At 35.7% G+C, this 14013-nt stretch carries 18 protein-coding genes; all 18 read right to left on the bottom strand.

The genetic code is table 11. The features are described from left to right. Positions 1-13 precede the first annotated feature (13 nt). On the bottom strand, positions 14-433 hold the full coding sequence (locus DDD_RS03420; RefSeq protein WP_041566898.1) for an HYC_CC_PP family protein: 420 nt from the start codon (positions 431-433) through the stop codon (positions 14-16). 53 nt (positions 434-486) lie between these two features. Further along, on the bottom strand, positions 487-2496 hold the full coding sequence (locus DDD_RS03415; protein WP_015361348.1) for a hypothetical protein: 2010 nt from the start codon (positions 2494-2496) through the stop codon (positions 487-489). Beyond that, a complete protein-coding gene (locus tag DDD_RS03410) occupies positions 2493-5999 on the bottom strand; it encodes a hypothetical protein (RefSeq protein WP_015361347.1) in 3507 nt (1168 codons plus the stop codon). Before DDD_RS03410 ends, DDD_RS03415 begins: the two co-directional genes overlap by 4 nt. Before the next feature lie 193 nt (positions 6000-6192). Next, positions 6193-6720 carry a D-Ala-D-Ala carboxypeptidase family metallohydrolase gene (locus DDD_RS03405; RefSeq protein ID WP_015361346.1) on the bottom strand — a complete coding sequence of 176 codons (528 nt, stop codon included), beginning with the start codon at positions 6718-6720 and terminating at the stop codon, positions 6193-6195. Positions 6721-6868: 148 nt separating this feature from the next. Further along, positions 6869-7189, bottom strand: a complete 321-nt coding sequence (locus tag DDD_RS03400) for a hypothetical protein (protein WP_015361345.1) — start codon at positions 7187-7189, stop codon at positions 6869-6871. A gap of 83 nt (positions 7190-7272) precedes the next feature. Then, positions 7273-7599 carry a hypothetical protein gene (locus DDD_RS03395; protein ID WP_146250761.1) on the bottom strand — a complete coding sequence of 109 codons (327 nt, stop codon included), beginning with the start codon at positions 7597-7599 and terminating at the stop codon, positions 7273-7275. Positions 7600-8076: 477 nt separating this feature from the next. After that, positions 8077-8427 (bottom strand): hypothetical protein, encoded by a 351-nt coding sequence (locus DDD_RS03390; RefSeq protein ID WP_015361342.1) that lies wholly within the window; start codon positions 8425-8427, stop codon positions 8077-8079. Then, positions 8420-8752, bottom strand: a complete 333-nt coding sequence (locus DDD_RS03385) for a hypothetical protein (RefSeq protein ID WP_041566896.1) — start codon at positions 8750-8752, stop codon at positions 8420-8422. Before DDD_RS03385 ends, DDD_RS03390 begins: the two co-directional genes overlap by 8 nt. Next, positions 8749-8991, bottom strand: a complete 243-nt coding sequence (locus tag DDD_RS03380) for a hypothetical protein (protein ID WP_015361340.1) — start codon at positions 8989-8991, stop codon at positions 8749-8751. The genes DDD_RS03385 and DDD_RS03380 overlap by 4 nt, the downstream gene beginning before the upstream one ends. After that, positions 8991-9473 (bottom strand): peptidoglycan-binding domain-containing protein, encoded by a 483-nt coding sequence (locus DDD_RS03375; protein WP_015361339.1) that lies wholly within the window; start codon positions 9471-9473, stop codon positions 8991-8993. The genes DDD_RS03380 and DDD_RS03375 overlap by 1 nt, the downstream gene beginning before the upstream one ends. Continuing rightward, positions 9470-9964 (bottom strand): peptidoglycan-binding domain-containing protein, encoded by a 495-nt coding sequence (locus tag DDD_RS03370; protein ID WP_015361338.1) that lies wholly within the window; start codon positions 9962-9964, stop codon positions 9470-9472. Before DDD_RS03370 ends, DDD_RS03375 begins: the two co-directional genes overlap by 4 nt. Positions 9965-9966: 2 nt before the next feature. Then, entirely contained in the window at positions 9967-10494 is a 528-nt protein-coding gene (locus tag DDD_RS03365; protein ID WP_015361337.1) for a hypothetical protein, read from the bottom strand. Between the two features lie 10 nt (positions 10495-10504). Next, a complete protein-coding gene (locus tag DDD_RS03360; RefSeq protein ID WP_015361336.1) occupies positions 10505-10999 on the bottom strand; it encodes a hypothetical protein in 495 nt (164 codons plus the stop codon). Continuing rightward, on the bottom strand, positions 10996-11442 hold the full coding sequence (locus DDD_RS03355; protein WP_015361335.1) for a hypothetical protein: 447 nt from the start codon (positions 11440-11442) through the stop codon (positions 10996-10998). Before DDD_RS03355 ends, DDD_RS03360 begins: the two co-directional genes overlap by 4 nt. Then, on the bottom strand, positions 11443-11628 hold the full coding sequence (locus DDD_RS03350; protein WP_041566895.1) for a hypothetical protein: 186 nt from the start codon (positions 11626-11628) through the stop codon (positions 11443-11445). Next, positions 11625-12122 carry a peptidoglycan recognition protein family protein gene (locus tag DDD_RS03345; protein ID WP_015361334.1) on the bottom strand — a complete coding sequence of 166 codons (498 nt, stop codon included), beginning with the start codon at positions 12120-12122 and terminating at the stop codon, positions 11625-11627. Before DDD_RS03345 ends, DDD_RS03350 begins: the two co-directional genes overlap by 4 nt. Further along, complete coding sequence (locus tag DDD_RS03340; RefSeq protein ID WP_015361333.1) at positions 12119-12571, bottom strand: TIGR02594 family protein; 453 nt, start codon at positions 12569-12571, stop codon at positions 12119-12121. Before DDD_RS03340 ends, DDD_RS03345 begins: the two co-directional genes overlap by 4 nt. After that, a complete protein-coding gene (locus tag DDD_RS03335; protein ID WP_236613392.1) occupies positions 12568-14013 on the bottom strand; it encodes a YncE family protein in 1446 nt (481 codons plus the stop codon). The genes DDD_RS03340 and DDD_RS03335 overlap by 4 nt, the downstream gene beginning before the upstream one ends.

The following is a 14013-nucleotide window of genomic DNA, read 5'->3' as shown; positions in this document are numbered from 1 at the left end:
AAAATCTAACAAATCAAATTAAGAAAGTCTGGTGCAGTACTTGCACATCCCGTTTGACAAAGGGTCGCGGGTAATCTTCAAAAGGAACTTCTTCAGATTCGGTTCCTTCAAAAAGGTTTCTATAAGAATAAGTAAAAGCAGCGATGAACGTTTGCTGCTCAAAGGTTAACTTAGTAAAGTCTTGCTTTAAATTATCCTGCCCTTCAATAATTAATTGCTCATCCGAGCAACAGGAATTTTTGGTAAGCATCGGATTTTCACAACCTATTCTTGACTGCGCTTTTTCCATTCCACAGGTTTCTGCTGATTGGAACAATGAAAAATCTACAAGAGAATCCCCACAATAATGCATATCAACAGTAAATGACATCGTGGTAAAAAGTACCACGACTGCCATTAATATAGCCATCGATTTGTGGAAGAATTTCTTCATTAAATACAAAAATAATTATTTTTTTTTACATAAGAGTTTGTTTTAACGAAATGTTATCTTGTTCTGGTTTGCAAATTGATCCATTCTCTCAAGTATTTAAAAGGAAAGGGTAATACAGTTAAATCTCCATATTTTACGAAATCTACATTCATCAATGGCAGTAATTTATCAAAGAACAAGGGCGAATTTTCAAATCCCGATATTTCTCGTATTACAGAAGCTCTACCTATTTTGGTTCTCATTCCTTCTCCAATTGTACCCACATAATAAAACAATTTACCTTTAGATTGGTAAGAGTGAATATCTAAGTTGCTATCCATTAGCTCATATTTGGATTTGTCTCTCATATAAACCTTTATCAATTTACCAGTTGTTTCATAAATCTCAATCGCAAGTTTTTTCTTAACACTAATTTTACTTATAAGTGAAAGCAATTGAGATTTAGATATAGTCTTTTCTGACCAATTGTCTAACTCTTGATTATAAAATTTTAAATCCACCTCTTTAATATCGATTTCATTCAAAGAGCTTTTAATATACTCAATATCGAAGGTCTCATCTTGATTTTCGTTTTTAAGTTTTGAATATATATTTTCAAAATCAGGAATTGTAAATAAAGAGGATCTTCTAATAATGTTAATTGCTCCTTCATCATTTTGTACAATACCCTCGATATTCTCATCACTTTGAAAAATTGAAATAAGATTATCAAACTCAGATTGGTTAAACAAGGACATTTCTTTTTCTTGAAAATGCATTGAACCCTTCGGACTAATTGTGAGAAAGTAAAACTTGTCGTTTTTTTTAATTCCAAAAGTTTGATTTTTTTGGTAACCGTAATCTTCCCAGTTAACTATGGAAATATGATTTTTAAACACATCTGCTTTGATAAGAAGCTCTTTTATGACGGCTTTTATAGCGCTATTGCTTTTGAAGTTAAAATCCTCAACTGTGATGTGCTGTGTTATTGGCAATGATGAATTATATTGATCCTCTATTTCATTTTCCTTGTAGTAGTTTTTGTTTCTTATTAGCCTAATATTGGCTAGACCATTTTTAGTCCTTATTGAAGAACTTAATCTAATTTCTGGGAACAATACAACTAATTGAGCTTTTAAAAAGGTTTCATAATCCTTACCTTCAATACCCAAGGTATTAGCAATGTGTAATTCTTTATTTTTTGAAGCGATGAGTTTTTTTATAGAATCTTGATTACTGTTGGAAAGGCGATATATATTATCAATATTCTCTTCCTGAAAAGATATCTCAAGATATTTTGCCAACTTGTTTTTTATCTTGATGTCTAAAATAGACAATTGCCCAACTTTACTTTCTTCTAACGACTCAAGATCAGAAAAATCCATAAAAGGAAAAGTTGTTTTCTTACCTGTTTCTTGTTTTATAATAAAAACATCTTTAGCAGCTAACTTTTCGTCATTCAAAATTCTGCGCATCGATTTAGTGGAATGCGAGTAAGTATATTTAGAATAATTTTTTAATGGTTTTTTTGAGAATTCCATTTTACTCATTAGTAACAAACTTGTAAAAGTTGTAGTTCTTAGTTCGATTCTAAGATCTCGATGAATTTTGAACTCAATCGCAGGAATCTTGGTCACTAATTGATCTTCTTTAAATTTTCTTTTCTCAAATAGTGATTCCTTAAATAAGTATAGTTTTCCAGTTAGGTTATTAAAACGCAACCTCTCATTTTTAGGCGAAGCAAGTGAATTTATTAGCAGTTGTATGATTAAGTGAGGTGGGCAACGTTGAATTTCTAAAGCTTTAAGAATGCTGTAACTGAGACCATCCATTTCAGAACCGTTTCTAAGTATTTCTTTCAGATCTAGCTTTTCAAATTCCGCTTTTACGAAAAGTGTGTATAACGTACTTCCACTTTCAAAAACTACGCTTTGTGCTTTTACATTCTGTGATAATTCATCAATAAACTGTGCGCCATATTTGATGTATCCTTCGGACTGTGTGAACCGAATGATATAGAAATCTTTTAAGATGTTGGTAATATCGAAAGAGTAATTGATTTTGCTTATTCGTACGCCGTTCATATATTTTTCATTATTAATTCTACAGCTTCATCATTAAATTTATTATTCTCAGTATCGTACAAGTTTCCAATTTCAATAATAGCTCCAGCATTAGATGAAATAGGTGAGTAATTTGATGTAGCTAGAATGTTTACGATGATTGCTTTTATTCCATTTACCTTTTTAAGCTTAACACTGATTTTTTCTCGGATGCTATCTGCGTCAAATTCTGTGTATTCTTGCCAATGCTTAAAATCAATGTAAATATCTTTATCTCTTATTTTGTAATCAAATCTTTCAAAGTGCTCAGGAGGCATTTCCTCGAGTTTAATATTTAGATGATTTTCAAAAATAAACCTCCCTATTTCTTCTCCCAATGCTCCTTTATAAATATTTTGAAAAATTACTGGAGTCAGCACAAATTTTCCTGGTTGAAACTGTGTTGCATAATCCCTGTATTTGAAATAATCCTTTACTCCAGGAATTACCATTAGCTCATCTAATCTTGCAGATTTAGCTGATACAGAAAATGGTAACTCATTACTAAAATCTACATTGACAACTTGAAAATCTCTTTCTTGAATATAATTTAATTCCTGCTTTGTATTTGGTAATTCAACATATATATCAAGCACGCGAATAAGTGATCTCGCTCGATCTTCGGACATCGTTGGGAACATTAAACACAAATCTCGCAGTTGTTGCCATTCTTTAATCTCTCGCTCTCTCCATTCAAATTGTCGATTGATGAATTTTCTAATGTAAGCCAGCGCACGCCTATTGGACGTATTGCCTTTATTGACGTAGGCCTCAGTGAAATCGACAGCCGTTCGGTTCGAATTTGAAGAACAGGATTTTACTAATTCTTTAAACTCATTTAGTACTATATTACTTTCTACATCATAATCTTTTATTTCCTTTTTGAGCTTTTCGTCAGCCAAGATGTAGATATTCTTAGCTTTTAGGTTTGTTCTACATATCCTGCCAATAGCTTGAATAACAAATTTTGAATAGTGTTGCTTTATATTGTAATCATCGTATAATGAATCCTTTGTTTTATTTGGAACAGCTTTAGAATTTATAGATGCCATTAGATTTTGAAATGCTCTGGTAACTTCTTTGTTTAAAGTATTTAGAGATATTCTACCTGCTTCTAGCAAAAATTCAAGTTGAAATAAATATCTGATAAATCCTTCTTCATTTAGTTTCTTGTTTACCAGTTGAATCAAGTGAGTTGGCTTGTCTAAATAAATTGCATTAATATCTGTCTTAGAGGTATTGAACTTTTCTAATTCACCACTTCTTATGTCTATCAAACTAGATTTGTTTGGCGATAGGTAATGTATATTTTGACCAGCACCCATAGTTTGATACATAGATATAATAAACAATTTTTGACCTTTTTCGAGATGGCTTATAAAATTGTCTTTTTTCCTTTCAAAATCCGCACTATTTACTATCACATAACTATTATTTGCCTTATAAGTTTCCTTGCCATCTTTATCTAAACTTTTAAATTGATCTTGAAGTTTATGTTTAAAAATCAACTCATCGAAAATTCTTTCTAATGTTGACCTGCGCAATTTATCATCATACTCTTTCGGCTCTTTATTTAATAAACACAGCATAGCATTGATATCTTTGTTTTTAAGAAAATGGTCAAACGCTTTGGCTATCCTATAATATCTATTTTGGTTAAATCCTAGTGGGTTATTAATTAGTCCAATGATTTCTTGTGCCATTTCGACATCATCGAACAAAGATGTAAAGTCTTCTAGTACTTCATTTACGGACTCAGTATTTTTAATCCAAATGGGTTGAATTTTTACCTTATCATAATTTGAAGTTTGTTTTTGAACTAGGGACTTTAAATACAACTTTTCTTCAGTTGAAAGCTGGCAAAATTTATCTCCAAGTTGTTTTTTTAGATAACTTATGTCATAATTACCTGTTACTGTCTCAACGTTTGCTGTTGCTGAAATACCTATGACTTTTGCACGCTCAGAAAGCTTTAGAAGGAATTTCTCAGGTGTATTGTTAAAATTGTAAATAAATGTTTTAGTTATAGTCTCGTGCTGTTCATCGTCTATAAAATCATAATATCTAAATCCATTTTCATAGATGCTGAAATCATATTGGATTTCTTCTTTTTTCTTCTCTCTAGGATTAGTACGCTCTCTTTCAGATAAGATAGTATCCATAATGAACATCTTATATTTACCCTCAAGTCTAAACTCTTCCAAAACTGAACTTAAGGCAAGATCATAGCCGTATTCGGCATCTTGAGATTTTCTGCGCTCGTTAATAGTTTCTTGATAATTTTGAGCAAGACTTTTTACAGAGCCTTGAAAATATGACACAAAACCTTTCACCTGTGTGAGAAGCGTAATGATATTTTTTTGTTGGTTTTCTGGCGCATTATTAGTGAATTTCAAGTGATTAAGTTTTTTAATCTCATTAGAGTCTATCTCGATAAACTTTTTGTCATTCCTGTAAACTGAATGGTAGTGAAAGTCGTGAAATAATAGGTTACGCTCTCTGGATACACCTGCACTTACGGCAGTTTTAAAGCTATACTTTAACTTAAATTTCTCTACAATTTCCTCTGCTTTCTTGGTTAATTCACTTTCAATATTCTCTAGCGGTAAATATTTATATCCATTCTCAATTTGTGACTGTCTATTTTGAGAATGTTCTAAAAAATCCTGTGGTAAACGATTATTAGATAATGCCCAATAAATCTCATTAAATAGATGTATATAATCTATTTTTTGCTGTTTTCCTTTCCTTATGATATTCTTTAGAATACTGTCTTTTGAAGCGTCAATTTCATCTATAAATATCATTGCATCCTTGGTAATATCATTATTCATAAAATGATATGATGGTTCGACCAATGTGCTATTTTGAGCATAGAATTTATCTATACTTAAAAAGAAGATCTTTCTCTCTGAAGAAAATACTGAAGGATACAAACCACCGATCCATTTTAGATTTGGATCAGTTTTTATTGCTGTCAACTTTTCTCTTTTATTTGTGAAATTTTCTTTCAGATACAATTCTATCCTTCTCCTAAATTCTGGCTCTTGTCTATTTCTAAACTCATTTTTGGCCTTAGAAAGAACATCTTTAAAACCATCTAATTTTTCAAGCCTATAAATAAATTCAATTTGGTTTTTAAAATCCCAGTAGGCAGACAGCTTAGTAAAATATTCAGGAATGGTACTTCGTACTTCGGTAAAATGCTCTATCGCAAAACCAGCATTGGAATTAAGAAACAATACGTGTTTATTGAAATCATTCAGTTTTTTATTTTTTCTAAAAAAGTCCTCTCTAAGATCTTGTATAGGCAAGTTTTTTTTCAGGTTAGTAATAAAGAAAATTTTACGACCTTCTTTACAATACTCCTTATAATTCTCAAAAATCCATTTTAGCACGTTATAAGTTTTACCTGAACCAGTAGGTGGATCAAAAAGTAAAAGACCATTTTCAGGTGTACAGTGATTTTCTAAAATTTTAATCATAAGGTTTACAGGCTTTTTAGATTCAAATTTTACACAATAAAAAAGGCTTCATAAGAAGCCAGATAGTTTTGCGATAAATAAATGGAAACTTGTTGACAATTTTACCTAACAATAATAACCAAAATTGAAAGCAATATCGATCTTAAAAAAAATTGATTGTCAACAACTGTTCGTTGATAAACCGGTTTTTTTCCTACACAAAAGGATTAACCGCCGCAGCAGTCCCACTAGGATAACCCCAAGCCACATATTGCGACTTATCATCATCCACATCAAGATGAACAAAAGTGTTCCCAACACCTATACGCTTAAACCCAACATCACGCGCGGCCATAACAAGATTATTTCGGACAGATTTTGAAGAAGCCTTGATATCAACAGCTTTACAAGTAGGTACTTTGTGGGAAGAATTACGCACGCCACCTACTTTACGGTTATGAGCTTCACTACGTGCGCCAGAATTGATCCAACTAAAGATAGGATAACCGGTTTTTACTGAGAGATTATACAGCATTGCTATCAGTCTTCTATCCATACAGTTTCCAGAACCAGGCGCATCTGGACTATCAAAAACTGAGAGGTCCACGGCAATACCCTTACGTCGGTACACCCCAGATGTAGAACTGGACTTGCTAAATTTATAAGCCAAAAAAGCGCCACCTAAAAGTAGCGCCATTGTACCTAAGCCTATGTATATATGACCATTATCCTTAAATGCCATTAGCTTTTATCTTTACAATTACAAGGCTTCTTTTTCTGCTGACTTTCTTTATAGCGCAGATATAAGTCCGAACCTATTTTAATTGCACTCAGCACCGTGAACGCTGCAAATATATAGTTGAGTGTTTTACTTCCTTTATCTATGCCCATCACATATTCTTTTTATTGTAAAGCTGGATTTCAGCTTCCAGTTGTTCTATATATTTTTCAAGCTCAGTAATACGATCGCGCTGTTTAGTTATCGTTCTGGACATTGTGGTATTCTTATTCTCCAGCTGGCTTATGCGCTTTTCCATCTTTTCAGACCATTGCACCCAGTTAGTAACCACACTATCGTTTGCTTGTGCATTTAAGTGGCGTATCTCTGCATTTTTCAGTTTGCGCTGCACATTGTAATGCATAAGAATCTCTACCAACTTCCAAAAGCCGGTGGCGCCTAAAACAATTGCAACGATTTCATAAACATTCATAAGTTTGATTTTTACGCTTTACCGCTTCGCTCTCCCGATGGTCGTGAATCTCGCGAGCTCGATTTCGTGAAAGCGTATTTCATTTAAAATTCATCTGCTGGTTTTGGTTCATCTCGTGGATTCTCTAATTCTTCAGAGCTATTTCTAAAACTAAAAATTCGTAAAGGCAGTTCCGCTAGATATGGATTGACATTCAACACCACGTGATCTTCACTATCTACAAAAGTCCCATAGAGAAATAACCTGCCATTAGCATCTATCGCATAGTTAAAAGCATTTCCCTTTTCTGTTTGGCAGAGACCATAGTAATCAGATTGATCAGTTACCAAAGGTGCCGGAAGACAAACTTGCCATCCCGCAATCTCAAGCTGCTTTGGGTCTCTTGCGCGTAATCGGATGTCCTTGCCCACGACCAAGTTGCCATTTATCACAGAATATCTATTTCGAACTGGTGAGTGTATTAAACTAGGTCCAAGATGAAGGGGCTGCACTTCAAGAATCTCCTGTGTATTCTCGATAGTTCCTTGACTTTTTGTTATTGCGTCGCTTTGATATCCCATAATTAATTAGCTAATAAGATTCCTGAAAGTATGAGCAGTCCACCACCCAAAAGGATCTTGTGAAACTTGCTCTGTTTTAGCTTTTTGTTTTTAAATTTTAATTGATTTTCCAAGAACAGAATTTGCTCGTTTCCATTTTCTGAAACCATCATTAGGTTGGTATGCTGCAATCTCATTCTGGATAGCACAGAATCTTTTTTGACCAGTAAACTGTCCTTCAGCTTCCTTGAAAAGTCAAGCTTTCTAATAATCGAATCTTGAAAACGAGCGCGCTCTAATCTTATAGCTATCTCGCGCGATTGCTTTAGGTCAAAACAGAAATACTTTTCAGTTTTTATATGCTGTACTATCGGTTTTAAATCTTGCGAAATACTGAAATAGCTCTGCATCACTATAACCAGAAATAGTAGTAATCTTTTCATTGAGACTTGTTTTTAGCTGGGTAATGGTAATTTTATTCTTGCTCAGTAAATTTGTCAAGCTATCTACCTGTTTCTCTAAATCTGCAATTTCCAGATCTAGCGATTTGTTCTTTTTGAGCAACGTGCCATTTTTCTCTTTCCAATCGCTTGGTGTTCTGAGTTCATAGCCATCTTCCAAAGGAATAATCACTTGAGTAAACACAACTACAAGAACCACAAAAAAGAAAATGGCAAAAATGACTTTCCACTTATTCATCTTTTTCTGTCTTTTCAGGTTTGAATAGTCGGTTTATTACGCTTTCTAAAATGAGCTTATGAAATACCAGTGCAAATACAAAAGACTGCAAAAGCATCTCCACCTTATGTAGCATAGTATCTCTAATAAAGTAGATTATAATGCCGTAGATGAATCCTACGATAAGCATTCGATAGCGTGTTTTGATTTTTATGCCAGTCACGTCTGCAAGCCAATCGGTCACAGGTTTCTGGTTAAGGCCAAAAGCGATGATGATGAACGTAAAGATGTACGCCCAATCTAGGCTGGATAAATAGTGAACTAAGTGTTTTAAGATATCTGTCATTTCAATTGTTTTTTAAGGGTTTCTTTAATTGTTTTAATATCTGTGGTAAGCAGGGATAATTGATGATTTGGGAACATATTCTTGGTCAAATGCGCAACCAAAACGATGGTTGCTCCAGACGCGAGTAATGCGATAATCACTTTGGTCAGCGTCTGATTGGTCATTGTGAGCGTGACTTCGGTTTTAATGCCGTCATCATCTACAAGGCTTGACACAATATCTTTAATACTTTTTCCCATTAGGAGTGCTGGCTAGTAATAGGTTCATTCATATCTAGGGAATTAAATAGCGCTTCACTTACTGATGTTACTTTCAGGTATTTCATCACGCGTTCCTGAACTTTTTCATCATAAATTCCTGTCACGATTCCAGCCCAACCGTAATTGCGCAACAAATAAATTTGCAGTCGCTCTACGTTTTTTCCTTTGCTTCCCAGTTGCAAAGGGAACTCATCTGCTACTGGTTTTTTAGGTTTTGTTTGGGGCTTTGGTGCGCTCGGTTTTACTTCAGGAACAGGCTTTTTGGTTTTAACCACTTTCATTTTCGGTTTTGGTATCGCTGGTTTTGGTTTTAAAATTTCGGTTTTTAAAACTGTAGCGCCGGCGTGCTTCTGTTCTTCAGCATCTTCTCGTTTACCTTTAACAATTTGATGTGCGATGATGCCTATACCCAATAAACCTCCTGCAATGCAGACTATTTTTACGACGTTCTCCTTTTTCATTTACCCATCATTTTCAGCGCTTTGCGCATTCCGGAAATATCTTTTTCTGTAAATTCAGATTTACCCAGGCGCTTTTTTGCAGCCTTTAATGTGAGTGGTCCGAAAACACCATCCACGCCATCACGTTTTGCTCCAGATTTTCCGAGATTCTCTTTGTAAATCTTCAGATACGCTTGCAAGATTTTTACATCTTGATGACGCGTTTTGTATTTTAATGGATAGCCGGTCTTCACATATTTTATTCGTGGCTTTGATGCAGAGCTAGATGATTCAGAGCTACTAGAAACTGGAATAGTTGTATGAACTGGAATAATTTGCGGCGAGCTGTCCTTATTCTGTGCCAGATCAATTTCTTTGGCTTCCTTCTTTTTCTTGTAATACATATATGCGACCGCGCCGCCAGCTAGGACAACGATTACGCCACCTACAACAATGAGATCTTTGTTCTGTTCAAAAAATGTTTTCTTCGGTCTGGTTGCTATTTTCTTCATAGTTATTGTGTTTGATAATTTGGTAATTGGCGCACTGGATTATGCACGTATTGTTTCATTTCTGACGCGCTTAGAAAACTTGACAGATGTTTCCATAAGTCTTGTTTGTATAGCTTCCAATAGGCTTTAGAGAGACTTGCCACTTGTGTTTTATCACGTAATCGTTTGGAAAAAATCTCTTTTACAATAGCTTCATCATCATTAAAAGTTCCTTTGGCATTTTTCAACTTTTTTGCAAAAGATTGAGCCGTGCCTTCATCCAGAGTTTTAATCTTCCGTGGTGCGACCCATCGCTGTACATTGGTCAGGTAATTCATATCAAACGGCTTATTCCAGTTAGGCTCTCGCTTGATGGTTGCTTGATTGCCTGTGGATACTTGTATTCCAGATCCTATGTCTTTGCCGATGGCCTGTTGCGATGTTTGCTTTTCCTTTTTCCGCTTTCGCGAAAGCGTAACAAATACACCTACCGTAATTGCCGCCATTGCAGCGCCACCTATCATCCACCATCCTGTTTTTGTTATTTTCATTCTATAATTTTTATGCTGTTCTATAATTAGGTATTTGCCCGATGATGTTCAGGATAATTTTTATCTCATCTTCTGAGAGCCTGTCTTTAATAGTATCAATCAAGTTTTTTGAATACGTACTATGATAGGCTTTAGCCACTTGAGATACCTGAACTTTGTCTTTGATTTTTCTGAAAACCGCATACACCGCATCTTCATCATCGCCGCCTTCATACCACGCGCCCCAAGCGTTATGAATCTGTTTTGCATAGCTGGTCGCGCTACTTTCGCTCATCGCGATCACTTGGCCGTTGACATTCTGTAAAACCTTCGTGAGATAGTAAATATCAAAGGCATTTTCTGCGTCCAGATTATTTGCCGTGGTTGCCAGTTGTTTATTGATTTGGGTTAATAGTTTACTTGTTTTTTGATCGCGTTTCCGCTGGCGTATGGATAGAAATGAGCTTCCTACAATTAAAAGTCCCACAGCGCCACCGCCTATTTTATAGATGAGCTGTCTGTTCATTTGCCTATTAATTTAGCAGCACGTCCAGGTGGTGTGAGCATTGCGAGATCTGTGATGTCTGCATCTTTAGCCGAGTTTCTCAAAACAATCACAATGAGAATAAGCGTAATCGTAAGAATGATAGGAACACCAATCGATAAAATCTTCGTTAAGCTCTTGCCCAGGCCAAAAATATTACCGCCTATTTCAGAAATATCTGCAATAGACCTGGTTGCCATATTGCTTACATCCAGTTCATTTTTAAGCAACCATTTATTGAATGATGGACTCGTGGCACACAATGCTGATCCATTCGTTTTCCAAGTGACCAGCCATAACATTTTAGCATTATCTTGTCCAACTTCCTTTTTCAGTTTTGCGTAATAACTTGTCCAGAAGTCACACGGATCGTCTGCTTCTGGAATCAAAAAGGATGTGTTTTGTATGGTTACTTGTTTTGCCATTTAGTTGCTCAATAGTTGATTGGCTTGCTTTTGTGCATTTTTTGTATCCAAATCTTTTTCTTTTAAGAATGAGACCAAACGCCGTTTTAAGCGTGTTTCCTTTGCTCGTGCGACTCGCTTATCGTGATTGATGTAGAGCTGTCTTCCTAGCCAAAATCCAACACCTAGTGTGATGATTGTTCTCATTGATATCCTTGATAAATATTACACTTTGGAATGTCCAGCTCCTCTAGCCATTCCTTGACACTAAAACCAGGTTTATCACTATCTTTTTTAGTTGCGATCTCGTTAAAACCGACGATGATAATTTCTGGAAACCTAATAGTATAGAACTTTACCACGGCTTCTAGCGTGGTGGTTTGTTCTTCGGTACGTGTGTCTTTCCACCACGCTTCTTTAAGCGTTCTACCACCTACATAAGCTAGGTTTTTGACATTTCCTGAAATACCAAAACGACCTTGTGAGATGCCCCAAAGATCTACTTCGGTCGGGCTGTGTTCTGGGATTATGGTTTCTAAAGTACCGTCCTGCAACACGAGATAATCAAAGCCGGGACGGTTCCAACCGAAGCCACCGCTACGTTTATCAGTGGTATGTTTATCGATGACTGTTTTTGCCTTAAGATCTAATGCTTCACTGGTATCGGTGCTGTGTATAACTAAAAAATCTACGTCTTTCATTGTGTTGGATTTTGAATGTTTGAATTATTAAGATGTCTAAAACCAAGTAGCCTGTAGATAGGATATGCTTTGATATTGACTTGGTTGTTCTGGTTGCCACCAAGACAATAGATGTATTTTTTATCTTCAGAATAACCTATGAAAAATGCCACGTGACCTTTCCAGCTATTCTTTTTACTACGCCAAAAAACAACGATATCACCTATGGCTGGTTTCTCGATTTCAGTTCCCACTTTTAGCCAAGAGCGTGCGGTCAATTGGTGGCTCATCTCTTTACCACATTGCATAGCAACCCAGTTTGTAAATGCAGAACACCAAGCCGTTTCGTCTGTCGCGACCCAAGTGTGACCAATCTTATCAAAGTAATTTAGGATGACAGGATTATGCTTTTGACCAACCAGTTCCGTCACACCATATTGACTCAAAGCGGTATTGATTATTGTTTTCATAGGATGGACTTAAATGGATTTTTAGGAACTCGTTTCGGTATCCCTTTACTCATTTGCACGCCGTAAGCAAGGGATGCTTTTTCTGGAAGTAGGTTGTACATTTCCATCTTCTTGTAGTACAAGATGAACGTGATGGTTTGTAAGCCACCTATCTTAAAACACCAACTATTCTGGCCATCGAGCATAGAACCATCTACACCAAAAACTTCAGACACATTCTGGAAACTCTGCGGACTTTGATAATTACCTAGTGATAGCGTTTTACAAATTTCTTTCCATGCAATACTTTTCTGTAGCAATTGTAAAGCGTTGACACGTCGCTCTCCGGATGCTACAATTTTGAGATGCTTGAGCATTCCAGGACTAAACTTAAAATCTTCTCGCTCTTCGTGGTACTCATCATTGATTGTGACCGTAGGGCTTTTGGAAGAATTAAATATGGTAAGCAGGTTTTTTCGTGTAAATACCTTTGCAAAATCTGGTGTAACATCAGGTTCATCAACTCTTCTAAACTGATTGGGAATTCCCCAAGGTGTTACCGTTTGTGTTTGTGTTTGGGCATTGATGCGCGTAGTACTTTTTGAAACTACATTCTTTATCACTAATTCATTAGTGGCATTATCGAATCTAATTTCCGTAGGTCGTTTTCCAGTTCCGTTGATATCAACGACTTTATGATTCAAGCCAAGATGATACATTTTGTTGCTTACCGAGCCTATGACATAGACCATTCCATAGAAATAACCTTGATTTGTATTGACAGCAAGCGCAACTGGCGAAACTGTTCCAGGCATTGTATTCTCTGTTAGTGGAATGGTTGCCACAACATTTCCGTTACGCTCAACTACCGAAACGGAATCTGACAATTGATTTGCCACATACAACAAATTATTGGCAGGATTGAGAACTACTTGCTGTGGATGCGTACCCACCAAAACATCTATGCTTTCATCATTTTCTATAAACAATGGATCAGTAATTGGCTTATCACTATTACCACCCCAAAGACATACATCTCTAATTTCTGGCGTGTGGTTTTTGACCACAACTTGCATTACATCAAACTCTTTATACAGATACTTTTGATAGTTTTTAAAGGCTTCCTTTTGCTTCTGATCTTTAATGAGATTACGCTTTCGCGAAAGCGAACTGCAATCAGAAATTTCCATCACACCTTCATCTGTAGCATAGAATCGAGAATCTCTTGTGGTGTCGCAAATTGGTTTTTTAGTTTCAGGTAACGCAACGTGCATCACGCCAGATCGTGTACCCCATTTTTTGAGTTGGTTGCGATATTTTACAGAATTATTATTCATATAAGCATTTTCATTTGAATGGATCGTTCTTTTGATAACCGAAGGGTCATCGCAGCTTTCACAGGCTATATCGTCCGTTTTGTTTGGTGCAAGTTTTATTGTCGCACCCATTGTAAATACTGCCAT

This window comes from Nonlabens dokdonensis DSW-6 (genome assembly GCF_000332115.1).
Taxonomy (GTDB): Bacteria; Bacteroidota; Bacteroidia; order Flavobacteriales; family Flavobacteriaceae; genus Nonlabens; species Nonlabens dokdonensis.
This window is presented reverse-complemented; position numbering and strand designations above follow the sequence as displayed.